Raw genomic sequence first — 20,106 nt, forward strand, 5'->3', positions numbered from 1 at the left:
TCTTTTTATAAGATGCTCTTTCCCCGAAGGCGAGTCGAGTCTGCTCTGATCGATCAACGCGCAGAGCGACCACCCTCAAGGCATCTACGCCGCTGCCGCCAGGGAAATTATCCTCCGCCAAGCCTCTCATAGAGAATTTTTCGACATAAAATGATAAATATTCGCAAGTGCGAGAGATAATAATTTTGATACAAATCCCTGCTCTTGAGAAGATTATTGATACAGACGTCGAATTTTCGAAAACGTCAAAACATCAGAATCTTTTACGTTAGCAGCACGAGTCTTTGACTGGCCTTTAGGACAACCGACAATGAAGCGTCTGATAATCGGCACTCTTGCAATTCTGGCAGCGACGGCCGTGCCTGCACTGGCCCAAGACAAGCTCAAAGTCGGCATTTCCGGCGGCGACTCAGAAATCATTTGGACAGCGGTCAAGGACATCGCCAGGAAGGACGGTCTCGATATCACCGTCGTGGTGTTCAACGATTATCTTCTACCGAACGAAGCGCTCAACGCCGGCGATCTGGACGCGAACGCCTTCCAGCATCGCCCCTTCCTCGAAAACCAGATCAGGACCAAGGGCTACAAGATCACACCCATCGCCGAGACGATCGTCGCCCCGATCGGCCTGTACTCACGGCAGATCAAGTCGATCGGCGAGCTGAAGGACGGCGCATCGATCGGCATCCCCAACGATCCATCCAATGGCGGGCGGGCGCTGCTCCTGTTGCAGGCGCAGAAGCTGATCAAGCTGAAGGAGAATGTGGGGCTCGTCCCGAGCGTGCTCGACATCTCCGAGAACCCGAAGCGGCTGAATTTCAAAGAAATCGACGCTGCGCAGCTTTCTCGGACGCTCGACGACCTCGATGCGGCGGTGATCAACACCAATTACTCGGTCCAGGCGGGCCTGCTCCCCGGTAAGGATTCGATCGCGATCGAATCCTCCGTGAACAATCCCTACAACAACTTCATCGCGGTCCGCACGGCGGACAAGGACAAGCCCGTCTTCAAAAAGCTCGTGGCTGCCTACCAGAACGAGACGATCCGCCAGCTCGTCAAGGACAAGCTGCCGGGCCAGCTCCCGGCCTTCTGAAGCGGGAAGCGCGGCTGCCGCTCTCGCGGCGCCGCCTGACACGCAATTCGGCAAACGCAACCCTGTCCTCGGCCCCGCGGCACTTTCGGCTTTCTCGAACCGCGCCCAAACTGCTGTCCCTATCGCCGCAATGCGATGGGATCGCATTTTCGGGGTCGTCAAGCATCTCCCCCTCCTTCGAGCGCGGATCGTTCCGTTGCCCGCCTGCAAAGGAAATTCTACGATGGCCCCCTCGCATACGCCCCTCCTCTCGCTGCAGAACGCGGCACGAACGCTCGCCTTCGCCGTCGGGCTCGGTCTCGCGGCGCCGGCGTTGGCCGCCGGCCAGATCACCGTCGGCGTCGGCGACAACATCCTCGGCCTCGATCCGACAGACCTGAATGACTCGGTATCGCTCTCCGCCAGCAGGCTGTTCTTCCAAGGCCTGTATGGCTTCGATCGTGATTTGAAGCTCGTCCCGGTCCTGGCCGAAAAAACGGACGTCAACGCCGACTCCACGCAGTACACCGTCCATCTGCGCAAGGACGTGAAGTTCCATGATGGGACGCCGTTCAACGCCGAGGCCGTGAAGATCAATTACGACCGTCTGCGCGACCCCGCCAACCACCTCAAGCGCCAAAGCCTGCTCGAGGCCATCGACAAGGTCGAGGTGGTCGACGAGTTCACCGTCCGCCTCGTCCTCAAGGCGCCTTCCGGCGTCCTCCTGAATTATCTCGCCCATAGCGGCGCATCGATCCTGAGCCCGAAGGCGATCGCGCAATACGGCAAGGATGTTTCGCGCAACCCGGTCGGAACCGGCCCGTTCGTCTTCACCAGCTGGGCGACCGACAATCTCAAGGCCGTGCGCAACCCCAACTACTGGCGCAAGGGCCGGCCACATCTCGACGCGGTGACGATCCGCAGCGTGGGCGAAAGCGGCGCGCGTCTGGCTCTGCTGCGCTCGGGCGAGGCACAGTTCATTTTCCCGCTACCGCAGGAGACCGTCCAGGTCGTGGAGAAGGATAGCCGCCTGGCGATCGACACGACGCCGTCCATCGTGACGCAGTACGTCGCGCTCAACACCCAGAAGAAGCCGTTCGATGACGTTCGCGTCAGGCAGGCCCTGAACTACGCGATCGACAAGACCGCCTTCATCAAGGTCGTCTACAACGGCTTCGGGGTTCCGCAGGATGCGCCGGTCGCCCCTGGCATCGCCTATTACAGCAAGCAGGGCATCTGGCCCTACGACCCCGCCAAGGCCAAGCAGCTCCTTGCGGAGGCCGGCTATCCAAACGGGTTCGAGACCGAAATCTGGAACTTCAGCAACACGCTGAACAACCGCGCCTCGCAGTTCCTGCAACAGCAGCTCGGAGCTGTCGGGGTCAAGCTGAAGCTCAACCCGCTGGAGGCCGGCGTCGCGACCACCCGTCTTTGGGGCGCAAAGACGCCGGAGGAAGCCGAGGTCCGGATGTTCTTCGGCAGCTGGGCGCCTTCGACGGGCGATGCCGACTGGGCGCTCCGGCCGCTGCTCGCCAGCCGCAGCTTCCCGCCGGCGCTCTACAACATCTCCTATTTCAAGGATGCCGAGGTCGATGCCGAATTGCAGAAGGGCTTCGCCACCGCCGATGCCGGCCAGCGCAAGGCAGCCTATGACCGCATCCAGAAGCTCGTTTGGGAAAAGACCCCCTGGATCTTCCTCTCGGTCAACACGCTGGTCGCCGGCCGCGACAAGCGCCTGACCGGCCTCACCCAGATGCCCGACACGTCGCTGACCTACGAGGATGCGGTCCTCCAGTGATCGCATCGCGATGAGCCAGCCTGAACTGCTCGCCATACGGGATCTCTCGGTCAGCTTCCCGGCCGAGAGCGGACGAACCACCGTGGTGCGGGACCTTTCCCTGACCGTCTCGCCGGGCGAGACGGTCGCTCTCGTCGGCGAATCCGGTTCGGGCAAATCCGTCACGTCGCTGGCCGTAACCCGGCTGCTCGACTACGGCCCGGGCCGCATCGATACGGGAGAGATTCTGTACCGGGACCGGGCCGGCACTGTCCGCGATCTCGTCCGCGCGGATGCGGAAACGATGCGCAGGCTGCGCGGACCCGAGATCGCCATGGTGTTCCAGCAGCCGATGAGCTCGCTGAACCCGGTGATGCGCATCGGCGAACAGATCGCCGAAGCCATCGTCCAGCATCGCGATCTCGGATGGTCCGAGGCCGAGGCCGAAGCGCTCCAACTGCTTGAGCGCGTCCGCATTCCCGATGCCCGCCGGCAGCTGAAGCGCTATCCGTTCGAGATCTCGGGCGGCATGAGACAGCGCGTGATGATCGCGATCGCTCTCGCCAGCCGCCCGCGCCTGCTGATCGCGGACGAGCCGACCACTGCGCTCGACGTCACCGTGCAGGCGCAGGTGCTGCGGCTCCTGCGCGAGCTTCGGGACGATCTCGGCACCGGCCTGCTTTTCATTACTCACGACATGGGCGTGGTGGCTGAACTTGCCGACCGCGTCGCCGTGATGCGCGGGGGCGATCGCCTCGAGGAGGGCTCGGTCGCGCAGATCTTCGCTGCACCGGTTCATCCTTATACGCGCAGCCTTCTCGCCGCGGTTCCTGTGTTGGGCAGCCTTGCCGACACGCCCTTGCCCGCCCCTTTCACAATCGCGCCCGAGGAGGCAGTACCCCAGGATACCGTCGTGGCCGGCGCGCCGACTCTTGAACTGCGCGAGCTGGTGACGCGCTTCGACGTGCGCAACGCCTTCGGCATGTTGCGCGCGCATGTCCATGCGGTCGAGCATGTGAGTTTCGACATCCATCCCGGCGAAACGCTCGCGCTGGTCGGCGAGAGCGGTTGCGGCAAGAGCACACTGGGCCGCAGCATCGTCCGCCTGGAAACGCCGCGCTCAGGACAGATTGTCTTCGAGGGGCAGGACGTGCTGGGCCCTGAAGCCGAGACGAACCGTGCATTGAGGCGCGGCATCCAGTATGTGTTCCAGGATCCCTACAGCGCGTTGGACCCGCGACTGACGGTCGGCTTCTCGGTTGCCGAGCCGATCAGAACCCATGCGCTGCGTCAGGGCGCCGCCGTGACGCAGCGGGTCGGCGAATTGCTGGAGCTGGTCGGCCTGCCACCGCATTTTGCAGCCCGATACCCGCATGAACTATCGGGCGGTCAGTGCCAACGTGTCGGCATCGCCCGCGCGCTGGCGTCCGAGCCCCGCCTCATCATCGCGGACGAAGCCGTCGCAGCGCTCGACGTCTCGATCCGTGCGCAGATCGTCAATCTGCTCATGTCGCTGCAGCGCCGGCTCGGGCTGTCCTGCCTGTTCATCTCGCACGACATGGCTGTGGTCGAGCGCGTGAGCCATCGCGTCGCGGTGATGTATCTCGGCCAGATCGTCGAGATCGGGCCCCGTCAGGCCGTCCTCTCGTCGCCGCAGCATGCCTATACGCGCCGTCTGCTCGCCGCAGTCCCGATCCCCGATCCGGCGCGCCGCCGCCGGGAGCTGGCGATCGACGACAGCGAGGTGCCGAGTCCGCTCAGGGCTCCCGACGACATCCCCACGGTCGCTCCCCTCGTCGAGGTCGGGCCAGGCCATTTCGTGGCGCGCCACCCTGTTGGGGGTCTCTACTGATGGTCCCGATTGCAGCTGAACGCGAAGCCGAGGGGGAGACGCGATGCTCTTCTTTCTGAGGCGGCTCGCTGCCGCCATCCCGGTCCTCTTTGCCGTATCGGTGTTCGTCTTCGGCTTCGTCAGGGTCTTGCCTGGGGACCCGGCCCGGCTGGTGGCCGGCGCCGACGCGACAGAGCAGGAGGTCGCTTCGGCCCGGCAGGCGCTCGGCCTCGATCGGCCGATCTGGGAGCAGTATGTCCGCTATGTCGGCGCGAGCCTCAAGGGCGATCTCGGAGTCTCAAGCCGCACCCGCGAGCCGGTTATCGACGTGATCGCGGCGCGCTTCTGGCCGACCCTGTGGCTGACGCTGGCGGCGATGGGCTGGGCGACGCTGGCCGGGACGTTCATCGGTGTCTGGGCAGGCACGCGGCGCGGCCGCTGGCAGGATCAGATGGCGATGCTCTTCGCCATCGGCGGCCTCTCCTTTCCCGGATTCTGGCTGGGCCTGCTGCTCATCAACCTGTTTTCCGTCCATCTCGGCTGGCTTCCGACAGGCGGGTTTGACAGCTGGCTTTCCCTGCTCATGCCGTCCTTCACGCTGGGAGTCGGCGTCGCCGCGGTACTGGCCCGCTTTTCGCGCTCCGCCTATGTCGATGTGGCCGCCGAGGACTATGTCCGCACGGCCCGCAGCAAGGGCCTGCGCGAGCGCCGCGTCATCTGGCGGCATGGCGTCCGCAATGCCCTGATCCCCGTGGTGACGCTGACGGGACTGGAATTCGGAACCTTGCTCGGCGGCGCAATCGTCGTGGAAACCGTCTTCGCCTGGCCCGGTCTCGGCCGCCTCCTCGTCGACAGCATCGCCTTCCGCGACTACCCGGTGATCCAGGCGGAGATCCTGCTGCTGTCGGCCGAGTTCATGCTGATCAATCTCGTGATCGACATGCTCTACGGCGTCCTCAACCCCGAAATCCGGCTTCGGTCATGACGGCTCCGACAATCCGCTCCCCGGCCGGCGAATTCTGGCGTCGTCTGCGCCGCCGGCATACGGCGCTCGCGGCCGGCGTGGTGGTGCTCCTCATCATCCTGATCGCCATTTTCGCGCCGGTCCTTGCGCCCTACGACCCTGCGGCCGCGGATTACGACGCCCTCCTGCAAGGGCCTTCTCTGGCGCATCTCGCCGGCACGGATTCCTACGGCCGGGATATTTTGAGCCGCATCATCTGGGGCGGGCGCATCTCGCTGACCGTCGGACTGGTCTCGGCGTTCGCGGGCGGGCTCGTCGGCACTACACTCGGCCTGCTCAGCGGCTGGATCGGCGGCTGGGTCGACACGGTGCTGATGCGGCTCTGCGACGTGCTCTTCGCTTTCCCCGGCATCCTGCTGGCGATCGCGGTCGTCGCGCTGCTCGGCCCAGGGGTGGCCAATGTCGTTTGGGCGGTGGCCGTCTTCAGCGTGCCGGTCTTCGCGCGCCTGGTGCGCGGCACGACGATGTCCTTGAAGCAGGCTCAGTATATCCAGGCCGGCCGGACCATCGGCGTCTCCGGCGCCAAGCTCATGCTCTATCACATCCTGCCCGGGGCACTCCCGGTCGTGATCGTCTATATGAGCCTGCGCATCGGGTCTGCCATTCTCGTCGGGGCCGCCTTGTCTTTCATAGGGCTGGGCGCGCAGCCGCCGAGCCCCGAATGGGGCGCTATGCTGGCAGATGGCCGGAGCTATCTCGGCGTCGCCGACCACCTCACCCTGTTTCCGGGGTTGGCGATCTTCATCGTCGTTCTCAGCTTCAACGTCCTCGGCGACGGGCTGCGCGATGCGCTGAGCCAGCGCCTTCAGTAGGTCGGGGCGGAGGCAAGGCCGGGCCAGCCTGCTCGGCCGATGCTCCCCAAGCGACATTGCGGAGATTGAACCACCTTCCCATGGCCTTCGGACAGCCAATCCTTGGCTGTATTCGAAAGGTATTTGAAAAGGCATTCGATTGACCGGGAGCCGCTGACCAACGATCATGGGGTCCATCGTCGTTGATCAAATCATGACGATCGCGGGATTTGTTGGAGCAGCTTGCACCGCGTCATCAATGCTAAAAGCACCACGTGCTTTGCCGTGGGCTCCTTTGCTTTGAGGAAGCTCCATGATCATCCCGTTCAATTTCATCGTTCAGGCATTGCTGCGCCTGTCGGCATTCCTGCACTGGACGCGCACCGGCGAAAGCCGTCGCCGCAACGGCAAGTAGTGTCGCGGAGCCGTTGCGCTCCTCCAGCAACACACCAGCCGGTAGGCAGCTGAACGGGCGTTGCCTCAGGGCCGCAGCGGCACGCGAATGCCGCGCTCGTAGGCGGCCTGGTCAAATAGCCCGTCGAGCGAGGGGGCCTTTGAAAAATCGCCGAGTTCGACTTGATAGGCGAGCAGCGCCTCCGTCGCCTGGCGGATCTTTGCGGGATCGTTGACGAAGCTGACTGCCGGCGACACCAGGGCATTGGCGATGGTCGCCTCGGAGACGAGGTCTCCGCCGAGTGCGGCAAGAACGAACGGAGCAGCCTTCTTTGGATCGCTCCGAATCAGTTCGGTTGCGCGGTGAAACAGCGCGACAAAGCGATCCGCCGCATCCGGACGGGCCTTCTGAAGCTCGCCCGAGGCCGCGACCACGACCCCCGGAATGTTTGGAAACATGTCGGGCGAATTCACGATGCGCTTGATCCGCGGGTCGCGTTCGGGAACTAGCGTGGCGGAAGGCTCCAGGAGCGTGCCGCCATCGATGGCGCCTGTCAGCATAGCCTGCTGCACGCCCTCGATGCCCATATTGGCGATCTCGACATCAGCGCGATCGACCTTGCCCACCTTCCAGAGCCAATGATGCAGCGCAACGGTCGGGACACCTCCCGGGGGAAGCGTGCCCAGCTTGGCCTTCCGCCCGGCCGTGGAGCGAAACGCGGCGAAGGCCTTTGCAGGATCGTTGCCGTTATCCGCGAAAGCCTTGGCGAGCGTCGGCCCTGCGAGGAACGCTGTGCCGCCGACGGCGCCCGCGGCGACGACTGAAGCCGCGAGGCCACGAGAGCGGGCGACCGCGACCGGTGCGACGCCGATCACCAGGATATCGATGGTGCCGGACGCAAAGGCCTGGATTGCGTTGGGCCCGGAATCGAACTTGGTGAGCTTGAGGTCGAGGCCAGCTTCCTTCGCCGATCCGTCGCCGGCGAGGACGAACAGCGCGCTCGCTCCGATGACAGGCACATAGCCGACCCGCAGTGGCGCGTTCTGAGAGAATGCCGGCCGGATGCCCGCGGCGCAGGCCGTAGCCAAGGCAAGGAGCGTCCTACGATCGATCATGCCAAAACCCCGCGTGCCAAGCTTGCAACCAGACCGGAACGGTCGGCGCGTTATGACACCGGCGTCGAGGAGAGTGCTTCTCAATAAAGGTCTATCGGGAGACAAAACACATCGAACCCCGAGCTCTCGTCAGAACAATGCTCCACCACATTGCACCTGATCAAAGTGATGCACGTATCGCCGCAAGCGCTGCGTCCAGGTCGGCGGGCTGCTTCCCTGCAAACTGCTTAGCAACGCCGCTTCCTGCCGTCCTCTCCATGACGTCGATCATGGCCTGCGTCATGACGGGCGGGACGCCGGCAGATGACAAGACGGCTGCTGACATCCGCATCTCGTCGGCTCGACGCTCAGCGTGGAGCACGTGTGAGCGAACCAGCATCGCAGCCGTATCAATCGCTGGTCGTTCGTCCAAAAAATCGCAGAAGCTGGACAGGACCCCATCGGCGATTCCGAGCTTGTCGCCGGCCAGCAAAGCCTCGACGTAAAGCGCCTCGAGCCCCTTCGCCAAGACACTACGTACGATCTTGATCGCGGATGCGGCCCCCGTCCGCACCCCAACCGGCTTGATCCGCATTCCATAGGGCACGAAGCGTTCAGCCAGCTCCGCGGCCCGGGCGCCCGACGCGACGATCGAGACCTGGTGGCGCGATGCCGCCGGCGCGCCGACGATCGCCGCATCCACGAAATCGATGCCTTGCGCGGTGATGACATCGGCCACCTCGCCCTTCTCTGTGGGGCCAGCCGAGGTCATATCGACGTACAGTGCCGTCTGGCCGAGGCGATGCGCGTACTCTTTCGCCGCAACCAGTGCCTGTGATGGTCGCACAAGCGAGAACACGACATCTGCCTGGTGCAGATCGGCGGGATCTTCGAGGTGGAGAACCTCAGCAGCAGCAAGGCGTTCCGCCAGCAGCCCGGCAGGCCCCCCAGGACCTGCTCGCGTCACGGCCGCCATTCTGGTTAGGCCTTGCTCGCGCAGGCCCGTGGCGATGGCAGCCGCAGCTTCCCCGAAGCCTACGAAGGCCAGTCGTGGCGAAGCGAGGGGTTCGGTCATTGTCGCGCGTTCACTCGGGCTGGATATCGGCGAGCCGGACAAGCTCTGTCCATTTCTTGAATTCGGCCGCAACGAAGGCGCGAGCGGTTTCAGGCTTGCTGTCCTTGACGAGCACATAGCCCAGCTCTTCGAGCTTGGTGGTGACCTCTCGGTCCGCAAGAGCCTCGTTGAAGGCGCGGTTGAGCTTGTCCAGAATGGGCTGGGGCGTTCCTGCCGGAGCGAAGATAGCACTCCAGAAATAGGTCTCGACCCCGGGAAAGCCTGCCTCGCTCAGCGTCGGAAGGTCCGGCGCGCTCGGGGAGCGCGCCAAGCCGACGGCGGCGAGCTGGCGCAACTGGCCTGCCTTCACGAAAGAGGTCGTGGCGGGAAACGTGTCGAACATCACCGAAACCCTGCCGGCGACGAGATCGACCAGAGCCGGCGCCGAGCTCTTGAAGGGCACGTGGACCAGGTCGGTCCCCGCGACGCGATTGAAGAGAACGCCGCTGAGATGGGTCGGCGAGCCCACACCGGCGGAAGCGTAGTTCACCTTGCCGGGGTTCGCCTTCACATAGGCCACGAGTTCCGGAACGGTGCGCGCCGGGACGTTTGCGTTCACCACAAGCGCCAGGGGCGTTTGCGCCAGCACGATGACGGGGTCGAAACCCTTGATCGGATCGAAGTCCAATCCCTTGAACAGCGCGTGGTTCGCCGCATGGGTGGAGTTGCTGCCGAGGCCCAACGTGTAGCCGTCCGGCGCGGCCTTGGCGACGAGCGACGTGCCGATGTTGCCGGAGGCGCCGGCGCGATTGTCGATGATGACCTGCTGGCCGAGAATGGCGCTCAGTTTCGGCGTGACATGACGGAGGAGGATGTCCTGCCCGCCGCCTGCCGCGAAGGGCACGACGATCCGGATCGGTCGATCCGGATAAGACTGGGCATGAGCTGGCAGAGCGGCGGTCAGCAAAGCCGCGAGACCGAGAAGGTGACGTAGCATGGGCGGGAGTTCCGGTAAGGTTGCGAGGGACGCGGCTATTCCTGGAAGGCGACTTCACGCCCTCGTCGGACAGTCGGCAGAATGGTGAGGAGAAGCAGGATGGCCGCGGCGGCAAGCAGGCCAGCGCTGACCGGCTCCGTCACGAAGACCGAGGGGTCGCCACGGGACATGATCATCGCCCGGCGCAGGTTCTCTTCCATCATCGGTCCCAGGACGAAGCCAAGAAGCAGCGGGGCCGGCTCGAATGCGAGCTTGGTCAAAACATAGCCGAGCACGCCAAAGCCCGCGGCAAGCGCGACATCGACCGTGCTGTTGGAAAGGCTGTAGATCCCGACGCAGCTGAACAGCAGAATGATCGGATAAAGCAGGCGGTAGGGGATGCGCAGCACGCGAACCCAGAGCCCGATCAGAGGGAGATTTAGCAGTAGCAGCATGAGATTGCCGACCCACATGCTGGCGATCACGCCCCAGAACAGGTCCGGCCGCGCAGTGATGACCTGGGGACCGGGCGTGATCCCGTGGATCATCATCGCGCCGATCATCAGCGCCATGACAGCGTTGGAAGGTATGCCGAGCGTGAGCAGCGGTATGAACGAGGTTTGAGCGGCCGCGTTGTTGGCCGATTCCGGCGCTGCAACGCCTTCGATAGCCCCTCGCCCGAAGCGCGAAGGCTCGCGCGAGAGGCGCTTTTCCAGCGTATAGGAAGCGAAGGCTCCCAGCGACGGGCCGCCGCCGGGAAGCACACCGAGAACCGTCCCGATGCCGGTCCCGCGCAAGACGGCCATGGCGCTCTGGCGCAATTCGGCGAGGCTGGGGAGGACGCGGCCATAGGCGGCTATGTGCCCGGCCCCGACATTCCGCTCCAACGACGTCAGGATTTCGCCGATACCGAAAAGCCCCATCGCGACGACGGCGAAATTGAGCCCGTCGGTCAGCTCCGGCACGCCGAAATCGAACCGCGCGACGGACGAGTTGACGTCCGTGCCGACGAGCCCGAGCAGCAGGCCGAGCGCGACCATGGCAATCGCCTTCAGCAGCGAGCCCTGCGCCAGCACGACGGCGCCCACCAGGCCCAGCGTCATCAGCGAGAAATAATCAGCCGGGCCGATCGCTATCGCCAGCCGTGTCAGCGCGGGGGCGAACAACGCAACGACCAGCGTCGCGACCGTGCCGGCGAAGAAAGATCCGATCGCCGATATCCCGAGTGCCGCTCCAGCCCTGCCCTGACGCGCCATCGCATGGCCATCGAGACATGTGATGACCGATGAGGTCTCACCCGGCATGTTGAGCAGGATTGAGGTCGTGGAGCCGCCATACTGGGCGCCGTAGAAGATGCCGCTGAGCATGATCAGTGCGCTGGTGGGCTCTAGCGTGAAGGTGACCGGCAGCAGCAGCGCGATCGTCACCACCGGGCCGACACCCGGCAGGACACCCACGAGCGTGCCGAACACCGCACCCGCGAAGCAATAGAACAGGTTCTGCGCCGTCAGGGCGACCGACAGCCCGAGCAGAAGACCAGTACCGACATCGGACATCAGAAGAACCAGATGCGAAGAGGCATGCCGAGCCCTTTCGCGAAGATGAGGACCGCGACAACAGCCATGGCCGCGGCCAGGATCGGCAATTCAAGGAGTCTGGTCTGGCGCGAGGCGAGGCCCGCGGCCAGGATGAGAACAAGGCTTGCCGCGACCAACCCGAACCGCTCGATTGCCAATGCGAAGAGCAGGATAGCCAGCGGCACCCATGCGAGGGCGCGCCAGTCTGCAGCGGGGATCACGTCCTGCGGCGCGGCAAGATAGGCCTTCACCGCGATGAGCGCTCCCAGCAGAGCAAGCAAGCCGCCGAGCAGCAGAGGGAAGTATCCGGGGCCCATGCGGGCAGCGCCCCCGATCGAGTAGCTCCTAGCCATCGCGATCACGCCCAGGCCGAGCAAGGCCAGCACGATCCCGGCGCAGGCATCACCCTTCCAACGCGCGATCACGACACCAACCCCCGCCAGTCCAGAGCGGGATCCGGCCAGTTGGCGTCGAGGATGGCGAGCGCTTCCTCGAGCGACGGGGCCTGCCGGTCGAGCCGGAGCCCCTCGGTCTCTGAGGTCAGGCGCAGCCGCTCAACGGTAGCGCGGCCCAGGAGGGGGCCGACGCCGACCTGGCGTGCGGTCTCGATCGCCATTTCGACTTCCTTGAGACGCCGCGATGCGTGAACGGCGTGGGACTGAACCAAAAAGTCGACGAAGCTGCGCGTGGGCTTGGCATCCAGAAGGTTGCAGAAGCTGTCCGTCACCTGGTCCGCGAGTCCGTGGCGCCGGGCCACGACCAGGGCTTCGACGAGCGCGTTCTCGATCGACTTGATCAGCAGGCTGCGAATGATCTTGATGCCGGCCGCTGCCCCGGGTTCGTTGCCGACGACTTCGATCCGCATGCCCAACGGATTCAGCAGTTCAGCGAAACGATGCGCCGCTCCGCCGGACGCCAGGATCTGCGCGCGATGCAGATCCTGTATCGGGACGCTCATGATGGCGCCGTCCACGAAAGACGGGCCGCCCTCGGCCAGCATCGCGGCACGACGCTTCACCTCGGGGCTGAGCGAATTGACGTCAGCGAAAATCGTCGTTGCCGAAAGGCTTTGACCGGCTTTGCCGACGACCTCCAGAGCCGCATCCTGCGGGACGGCGCTGAAGATGACCGCACGATCGGCAAGCACGTCGATGCTCTCGACGAGCCGGACGCCGAGTTCCCGCGCCCGGGCGGCCGCCAGATCGCGCTGGCGCTGGCCGGGGCCTTTGTCGAAAGCGAGGATGTCGGTTACGCCCTCCTCGCGCAGGCCGCGCGCGAAGCTCGAACCAACTTCGCCGAAGCCTATGATACCTATTGCGGGTGGGTCGAGAGGCATCCCGCTCACCATTTCTCGGGTGGAAGGATGGCGAGGCTTTCCTCGACCGAAGCACCTTCGGCGATGGAGTTCACCACGACGGTCTCCCGCTGGGCCGCGGCCTGGGCCTTGCCAAGGACCTCGCCGGCGACTGCCGCCGGCACGATCAGCACGCCATCGCTGTCGGCCAGAACGATATCGCCCGGCCAGACCTGCGTGCCGGCGATGTCGACGCTGCCGTTGAACTCGACGAGCTCCAGCCGATGCTTCCCCGTACGCGGAGTCGTGCTCCGCGACCAGACGCCGAGGCCCGCGCGCCGCATGGTCTCGGCATCGCGGACGCAGCCGTCCACGACGATACCCGCCAGTTGCCGCTGCAGGGCTGCGGCCGCCATCAACCCGCCGAAGCTCGAAGCCGCCTCCTCACCACCTGCATCGATGACAAGAACGTCGCCGGCCTGCGTCAGGCTGATCTGGTCGAGGCCGCCAAGGCGCGGCGCCCTATCCGGGCGGCCCGGCAGGCGTCGAACGCGGCTATGCCGGACCGTGACCGCCGGGCCGACGACACGCTGCCCCGGCGCGAGCGGAGCGAGTGCCCCAGTCGGAATTGCGGTATCGAAACCCAGTTCGTCGAGGATATCGGCAACAAGCGAGGTGAGATCAGGCAACGCTCGATAGCCGCTTATCAGGCTCGCCGACGGGCGCTCGATCTCGACGGTTCGGATGAGTTCGGCCGGCAGCAGGCCGACCAGCTTCTCTGCTCGCGCTTCGAGCGCCGCGGCAACCTGCGGATGCACAGCGGGCGTAAAGGGAAGGGCGCTCACTTCGCCTCGATCCCGTTCTTGTCGACGATCGAGGTCCACAGCGCGAGATCGTCCTTGATCGCCTTCGCGAATTCGGCGGATGAGGATCCGATCACGTCGATGCCGGCAGCAGCCAGCTTCGAACGGAAGGCCGGCTCGGAGCCGATCGCAACGATCTCGCGGTTCAGCTTCTGGACGATCGGCTCGGGCGTGCCTGCCGGAGCAAGGACACCGAGCCACCACTGCACGGCGAAATCCTTGATGCCGCCCTCGGCGAGGGTTGCCTGGCCGGGCGCCACATCGGTGCGCTTGGGGCCAGCAATCCCGACGCTGCGGAGCTGCCCGTTGTCGAAATACGGCTTGGCAGAGCTGAACACCAGGAAGCCGATCTGCGAGCGGCCCGAGATCAGTTCCGTGATCATCGGCCCCTGCCCCTGCAGCGGCACATGCACGGCGTCGATGCCGGTCAGCGAGCGCAGGTGCTCGGTCGTCAGATGCTGGGGCGAGCCAACGCCGGCCGTCACATAGTTGTACTTGCCGGGGTTGGCCTTGATGTCGGCGAGCACCTCGCCCAGCGACCCGCCCTTCACGGCGGGCGCAACGGCAAGCGCGATTGGCTGGTCCGCCCCGAGCGTGACCGGAGCCAGATCCTTGACCGGATCAAAACGCAGCTTGCGATTGAGCGCCGGCGCGGTCACCAGCGAATTCGAGGTGACGAGGATCGTGTAGCCGTCAGGCGCAGCCTTGGCGACGAGCTCTGTGCCGATGGTCGCGGAGGCGCCCGGCTTGTTCTCGACGACGAATGGCTGGCCGAGGCGCTGTGCCAGGGCCTGTGACAGTTCGCGTGCGTAGAGATCCGTCCCGCCGCCGGGCGGGAAAGGCACGACGACGCGCACCGGCTTCGAAGGATAGTCCTGGGCGCCCGCGGCGTGAGCGGACAGGACGGCGCCGAGAACGGCGCCGAAGAGAATGCGGCGCGAGACGGCCATCAGATGTCGAACTCCACGCCCTTGCGACGCAGGACGGCGCCCAGGTCGAGCATGTCCCAGGTGGTCTTGCCGGTGAGGAGAGCGGCGCGGAAGCGAGCCTCCTTCTCCTCGCGGGCCTTGCTGGCTTCCAGCACCGCATCGACCTGGGCGAGCGGGATGATGGTGACGCCATCATCATCGCCGATCACCAGATCGCCAGGGTTGACGGTCAGCCCACCGAGCACGATCGGCTTGGCCAGCGTGCCGAGGTTCTCCTTGACGGCGCCCTTGACAGAAATTGAGCGGGAGAAGACGGGAAAGCCGATCTCGCGGATGGTCGAGGCGTCGCGCACGCCGCCATCCACCACCAGGCCGGCAATGCCGCGGCCGACCGCGCAGCTCGCCATGACGTCGCCGAAAAGCCCCTGCTCGGTGAAGCCGGTGGCGTCGCAAACCAGCACGTCGCCCGGCTTGGCGAGCTTGAGCGCCGCATGCAGCGTCAGGTTGTCGAGCGGCGGGCTCGAAAGGGTGAACGCGGCCCCGAGAACGCGAAGGCCCGGGTAGATCGGCTTGATGGCCGAGTCCACCGCGCCGCCGCGATCGAAGGCCTCATGCGCCGTTGCGGCCGAAATCTTGGCGAAAGCCTCGATCTGCGCCTTGGTCGGGCGCGGGAAGTCGATATCGATCTTGCTCATTGGATTCTTCCGATATGTCAGGTCAACGCGTGACGTTGGCGACGCCCCAAACGTAGTTCTTGCGCGGGAATTCTTCCCAGTACTGGCGCATGTCCTTGTGCGGGAAGTCCTTGTAGGGGCGGCTCAGGAGCACGTCCTTGTCGAGATCGACGCCCAGCCCGGGCCCGGTCGGCAGCTCGATGTAGCCGTCCTTGATCTTGAGCGGATTGACCGCGAGCTCGTCGCAGGCCGGCAGCAGGTTGATGAACAGCTCGGCGATCGTGAAGTTGGGGATCACCGCCGAGAAATGGACGGTCGCTGCGAGGCCTACGATCGTGCTGTTGTAGTTGTGCGGGCTGACGGCCACCGCGTGGGGCTGCGCCAGGGCCGCGATGTCCAGCATCGCGCCGATGCCGCCGACAGCGCAGATATCAGGGTTGATGATATCGGCTGCACGCTTCTCGAAGACTCGCTTGAAATCTTCCTTGGTGTAGAGCGTTTCGCCCGTGACGACCGGTGTCGAGATCTGGTTGCGGACCTCAGCGACGAGATCCAGATTGTCCGAGAGGCAGGGCTCTTCGTAGCAGTAGATGCCGAACTCCTCGAGGCGCCGGGCGACGCGTGCCGAGTGGTACGGCGCGACACGGCGATGCGCGTCGATCAGGAGGTCGAAATCCGGCCCCAGCGCCTCCCGCACGGCGCGTACGTTATCGACGGCATAGTCTTCTTCCTGCTGGCTGATGAAGGTCCGCCAAGGACCCGGGAACGGATCCCATTTGAGGGCTGTGAAGCCCATTTCCTTCACTTCCAGCGCCTTCTTCACCGTCGAATCGATGGAATCGACGCCGTACCACCAGCCATTGGCATAGACGCGAACCGCCTCGCGCGAGGCGCCACCCAAGATGTTGTAAAGTGGGAGGTTCGCCTTCTTGCCGACGATGTCCCAGAGCGCGATCTCGATCGCGCTCCAGGCGCACAGGAAATCGACCGAGGACCGCCGAATGGCGAAGTCGTCGAACAGCACCTGGCCGAGGTGGCGAATGTTGAAAGCACTGCGGCCGACCAGGTAAGGCGCGATCGCCCGAAGGTACTGATCGACCACCTTCTCCTTCTTCACGCTGACATAGGATTCACCCCAGCCGTGGATGCCCTCGTCGGTCTCGATCCGAACGAAGAGGAGGTTCTTCCCGCTACCAGGGTGGTAGAAGAAGGTTTCAACGCGAACGATTTTCATGAGGTGACCTGACGAGCGATATCTGGTGTGCGCTTACTTGGGACGGACGTTCTTCAGCGAAGACAGGGCGCCGTCCGGGGCACTGCTGATGCCGGTCAACTTGCTGCTGTAGATCGTGAAGTTGTTGACCTCGAACAGCGTCAGGATCGGCAGATCGGTCTGCGCGAGCCGCTGCAACTGGTGGAACAGCTCCACCCGCTTCTTGCCGTCGGCTTCAAGCCCGGCCTGCTCGATGACGCGGTCCATCTCAGGGCTGGCGTAACCGGAAGCGTTGGTCCACGGAGTTCCGGCCGCGATTGCCTTGGACCAGAACTGGCGAATGAGCCCGAGTTGCGGATCCATATAGGCCGAGAACAGCCCGGTATTCAGGTCGAAGTCATAGGCGCCGTAGATGCGCTTTATGTAGCTTGGCAGGTCGGAGTTTCGCATTGAGACTTCGATACCGACCTGCTTGAGGCTCTGCCGGATGAACTCTGCGCTCTGCTGGTAAGTGTCGCTGAACGGCACGTAGTCGATGTTCAGCGTGAAGCGCACCCCGTTGGCGCCCTTCGGATAGCCGGCTTCATCGAGCAGTGCCGCAGCCCGCTTCAGGTCGAAGGGATAGGACGGTACGTCCTTCGTGTAGAAGTTCGTGAGAGTGGACGGGATCGGGCCCGTGGCGGGCTGGCCGACGCCGAACCAGACGAGATCGATGAGGCGCTGCTTGTCGATCGCATGAGCGATCGCATGCCTGACCTTCGGGTTTTTCAGGTATTCGTTGCGGAGGTTGAACTCCAGGAAGTTGTACTGGGCCTGCCACTCGTAGCCGCGCAGGTTGAAGGCGAGACTCTTGTTCTCGCGCAGCCGCGCGACATCGGCGAGCGATACGGCGTTGTAGGGCGAATACTGGACCTCCCCCGTTTCAAAGGCCGCGGCGCGTGAAGCCGCATCTGGGATGATCCGGAAGATCAGGCGCTGGAAGTGGGGTTTCCCCTTGTCCCAGTATTCCGGGTTGCGTTCGAGCTCGACGGATTCACCCTTCTTCCACTCCTTGAATCGGAAGGGACCCGTGCCGATCGGCTTCAGATTGTACGGGTTCTTGGTGACATCCGTGCCTTCGTAGAGATGCTTCGGAAGCACCTGCGCCTCGAAGGCATTCAACGCGGCGAAGATTACAGGCGAAGGCTGAGACAGCCGCAGCACGGCTGTGTGCGCATCCGGCGTCTCGACATCCTTGACATACTGGAAGGTCAGCCGCCCACGAGCATGAAGCTTCTTCCAGACATCCAGAAGGCTGAACTTGACATCGGCCGACGTGAACTCGTTGCCATCGTGCCACTTAACCCCCTTCCGGAGATGGAAGGTTATCGAAAGGCCGTCCTCCGACGTCTCCCAGCGTTCTGCGAGACTGGGAACCGGCTGCAGGTTTTCGTCATAGCTCGCGAGACCATCGAAGACGTTCACCGAAACCACGCCGTTGGCGTAGGTATTGTTGAAGGTCGAGGTGAGAACCGTCGGCTCGGGCTGTATAACGGCGATCAACGTATCGCCTTGCGCCTGAGCGAGGATCGGAGCAGTTCCAGCTGCTAGCGCGAATGGCACAGCAAGCGCCCCCGCGATGGCTGTACGGCGGGAGATATTCTTCGTCATACCCGTTTTTGCCTTCGAACCAACAATGTCGCGCAAACATCGCCTAACGAAAGTCGAATATCAAAGGAATGTATGATCGAATTTCAATTCGATTATAGAACATCTAAACATAAATTGGTTGTAATTTGGAAAAACATTCTGCCGATCTAAGATATTAATACTTATAATTGCTCGCTTGTCGACAGCGCGTCAACGCGACCGTTCAGTAGTTTGGAATTTGCGTTATGCCTCCCCAAAATGATCGTTCGAGGTCTCGTGGTCGCTCAGGCGTGCTCTCACGGCGCGGGCTATTGCTGACTGGCCTGGCGGCGAGCGCGGCTGCCACACTTCGATCCGGAGGTATTGCCGCCAAGGTAAGCGGCGGGACCCTCCAGGCCGCCATCTGGCCTGCTCCGTCCACGTTCCTGACCGCCGTCGACGTCAATTCGTCGGTCACACTCGTCGCGCCGAATATCATCGAGGGCCTGCTCGCCTATGGCGACGGAATGGAGTTGAGGCCTAGCCTTGCAGAGCATTGGGCCGCCTCTCCCGATGGCTTGAGCATCACGTTCAAGCTGCGCCCCAATGTGCGTTGGCACGATGGCAAGCCGTTCACATCGCGTGACGTGAAGTACAGCCTCCTCGAGGTCTGGAAGAAGATCCATCCTCGTGGGCGTTCCGTGTTCGCCGTCGTCGATGCGGTCGAGACACCTGATGATCACACGGCGATCTTCAAACTGAGCCGTCCTTCCCTCGTCGTTTCACACGCCTTGACAGCCGTGGAGGCGCCCGTGCTGCCGGCGCATCTCTATGAAGGCAAGGATGTGCTGACTAACCCGCACAATCTGCAGCCGGTGGGAACAGGAGCCTTTCGGTTTCGGCAACTACGGCAAGGCGAGTTTCTCGAACTCGAACGCAACTCGGACTACTGGGACGAAGGCCGTCCTTACCTTGATCGGATCGTCTTCAGGTTTCTGCCGGATGCAGCCACACGCTCCGCTGCCTTGGAAGCCGGCGAGGTTCAGTTCGCACCGTGGAGCCCGGTGCCGATCGCCGACGTGGCTCGCCTGAAGGACAACGCCTCGCTCATCGTTGAACGCCGCGGCTATCAGTGGGAGGCCGCCTATTTCCGGGCCGAGTTCAACCTGCGCAATCCGATTCTGGCAGACGTTCGCGTTCGGCGCGCCTTCGCGCATGCCATCAACCGCGAAGGCCTTGCGGATACCGTCTGGTACGGGCTCGTCAAACCGGCAACTGGGCCTGTCGTCTCGACATCGCAACGCTATTACACTGCCGACGTGCCGCGCTATGCGTTCGACCCGGCAGCAGCCAAGTCTCTGCTGGACGAGGCCGGGCACAAGGCAGGAGCAAGCGGGCAGCGCTTCTCGCTGAACCTGCTTTTCCAGCCCCTGAACGATAATTTCCGCGTCACTGCCGAATACATCAAGCAGAACCTCCGGGCGGTCGGGATCGACGCCAAGATCGTGGCCACCGATATGGCCGGATACATCCGGCGGGTCTTTGCCGAGTACGACTTCGACGTGAACATCGGCCAGATGGCCAATTTCCTCGATCCGGAAATCGGGATGCCGCGGCAGTTCCTGTCAAACGCCGCGACGAAGGGCATCCCTTGGGTCAACGCGTCGGGTTACGGGAATCCGGAGGTGGATGCACTCATCCAGGCGGCCCGTGTCGAGCCCGACGAAGCAAGGCGCGCCGACCTCTTCAAGCAGCTCCAGCGTCGCATTCAAACCGACCTGCCAGTCCTGCCGCTGTTCGAGCTCGGGCATTTCTCGGTCCACGGCAAGGCGGTCACTGGCTTCAACACCTCCCCCGACGGTGTGACGACCTCCCTCAAGAATGTCCGCTTCTCCACCTGAGAACGCCCGTCGAGAACGTTCCGATCGATTGATT

General features: G+C 63.8%; 17 protein-coding genes. 6 read left to right on the forward strand and 11 right to left on the reverse strand.

What is annotated here, in order from left to right:
• Window positions 1-310: 310 nt before the first annotated feature.
• From BoBH3_RS19800 to BoBH3_RS19820, 5 genes are all read left to right on the forward strand, one after another.
• Entirely contained in the window at window positions 311-1,093 is a 783-nt protein-coding gene (locus BoBH3_RS19800) for a MetQ/NlpA family ABC transporter substrate-binding protein (protein ID WP_262332581.1), read from the forward strand.
• 223 nt (window positions 1,094-1,316) lie between these two features.
• Window positions 1,317-2,870 (forward strand): glutathione ABC transporter substrate-binding protein, encoded by a 1,554-nt coding sequence (locus BoBH3_RS19805; RefSeq protein ID WP_262332582.1) that lies wholly within the window; start codon window positions 1,317-1,319, stop codon window positions 2,868-2,870.
• A 10-nt stretch (window positions 2,871-2,880) separates the two neighbouring features.
• The gene (locus tag BoBH3_RS19810) at window positions 2,881-4,701 is read left to right on the forward strand and encodes an ABC transporter ATP-binding protein (protein ID WP_262332583.1); all 1,821 of its coding nucleotides are present in this window, start codon (window positions 2,881-2,883) and stop codon (window positions 4,699-4,701) included.
• A 43-nt stretch (window positions 4,702-4,744) separates the two neighbouring features.
• Window positions 4,745-5,665: an ABC transporter permease subunit gene (locus BoBH3_RS19815; protein WP_262332584.1), complete on the forward strand. Its 921-nt coding sequence runs from the start codon at window positions 4,745-4,747 to the stop codon at window positions 5,663-5,665.
• Window positions 5,662-6,516, forward strand: a complete 855-nt coding sequence (locus BoBH3_RS19820) for an ABC transporter permease subunit (protein WP_262332585.1) — start codon at window positions 5,662-5,664, stop codon at window positions 6,514-6,516. The genes BoBH3_RS19815 and BoBH3_RS19820 overlap by 4 nt, the downstream gene beginning before the upstream one ends.
• Window positions 6,517-6,975: 459 nt before the next feature.
• Here the strand turns inward: BoBH3_RS19820 and BoBH3_RS19825 are convergent, their stop codons facing one another.
• The 11 genes from BoBH3_RS19825 to BoBH3_RS19875 form a co-directional block, all read right to left on the reverse strand.
• Complete coding sequence (locus BoBH3_RS19825) at window positions 6,976-8,004, reverse strand: ABC transporter substrate-binding protein (protein WP_262332586.1); 1,029 nt, start codon at window positions 8,002-8,004, stop codon at window positions 6,976-6,978.
• 160 nt (window positions 8,005-8,164) lie between these two features.
• Complete coding sequence (locus BoBH3_RS19830) at window positions 8,165-9,058, reverse strand: DUF1932 domain-containing protein (RefSeq protein ID WP_262332587.1); 894 nt, start codon at window positions 9,056-9,058, stop codon at window positions 8,165-8,167.
• Between the two features lie 10 nt (window positions 9,059-9,068).
• Window positions 9,069-10,034, reverse strand: a complete 966-nt coding sequence (locus BoBH3_RS19835; RefSeq protein WP_262332588.1) for a Bug family tripartite tricarboxylate transporter substrate binding protein — start codon at window positions 10,032-10,034, stop codon at window positions 9,069-9,071.
• A gap of 35 nt (window positions 10,035-10,069) precedes the next feature.
• A complete protein-coding gene (locus BoBH3_RS19840) occupies window positions 10,070-11,569 on the reverse strand; it encodes a tripartite tricarboxylate transporter permease (RefSeq protein ID WP_262332589.1) in 1,500 nt (499 codons plus the stop codon).
• Window positions 11,569-11,976, reverse strand: coding sequence for a tripartite tricarboxylate transporter TctB family protein (locus tag BoBH3_RS19845; RefSeq protein ID WP_262332590.1), 408 nt, complete (start codon window positions 11,974-11,976; stop codon window positions 11,569-11,571). Before BoBH3_RS19845 ends, BoBH3_RS19840 begins: the two co-directional genes overlap by 1 nt.
• Window positions 11,977-12,011: 35 nt before the next feature.
• Entirely contained in the window at window positions 12,012-12,926 is a 915-nt protein-coding gene (locus BoBH3_RS19850) for a DUF1932 domain-containing protein (RefSeq protein ID WP_262332591.1), read from the reverse strand.
• Between the two features lie 5 nt (window positions 12,927-12,931).
• Window positions 12,932-13,729 (reverse strand): RraA family protein, encoded by a 798-nt coding sequence (locus BoBH3_RS19855; protein WP_262332592.1) that lies wholly within the window; start codon window positions 13,727-13,729, stop codon window positions 12,932-12,934.
• Window positions 13,726-14,697 (reverse strand): Bug family tripartite tricarboxylate transporter substrate binding protein, encoded by a 972-nt coding sequence (locus BoBH3_RS19860; RefSeq protein WP_262332593.1) that lies wholly within the window; start codon window positions 14,695-14,697, stop codon window positions 13,726-13,728. Before BoBH3_RS19860 ends, BoBH3_RS19855 begins: the two co-directional genes overlap by 4 nt.
• Complete coding sequence (locus BoBH3_RS19865) at window positions 14,697-15,371, reverse strand: 4-carboxy-4-hydroxy-2-oxoadipate aldolase/oxaloacetate decarboxylase (RefSeq protein ID WP_262332594.1); 675 nt, start codon at window positions 15,369-15,371, stop codon at window positions 14,697-14,699. The genes BoBH3_RS19860 and BoBH3_RS19865 overlap by 1 nt, the downstream gene beginning before the upstream one ends.
• 22 nt (window positions 15,372-15,393) lie before the next feature.
• Window positions 15,394-16,584 (reverse strand): mandelate racemase/muconate lactonizing enzyme family protein, encoded by a 1,191-nt coding sequence (locus tag BoBH3_RS19870; protein WP_262332595.1) that lies wholly within the window; start codon window positions 16,582-16,584, stop codon window positions 15,394-15,396.
• A gap of 33 nt (window positions 16,585-16,617) precedes the next feature.
• Window positions 16,618-18,249 (reverse strand): ABC transporter substrate-binding protein, encoded by a 1,632-nt coding sequence (locus tag BoBH3_RS19875; RefSeq protein ID WP_262332596.1) that lies wholly within the window; start codon window positions 18,247-18,249, stop codon window positions 16,618-16,620.
• 254 nt (window positions 18,250-18,503) lie between these two features.
• Here BoBH3_RS19875 and BoBH3_RS19880 point away from each other — a divergent pair, with 254 nt between their 5' ends.
• The gene (locus BoBH3_RS19880; protein ID WP_262332597.1) at window positions 18,504-20,072 is read left to right on the forward strand and encodes an ABC transporter substrate-binding protein; all 1,569 of its coding nucleotides are present in this window, start codon (window positions 18,504-18,506) and stop codon (window positions 20,070-20,072) included.
• The last annotated feature ends 34 nt before the right edge of the window (window positions 20,073-20,106 follow it).

Origin of the sequence: Allobosea sp. BH3 (assembly GCF_025499465.1) — a bacterium.
Lineage (GTDB): Bacteria > Pseudomonadota > Alphaproteobacteria > Rhizobiales > Beijerinckiaceae > Allobosea.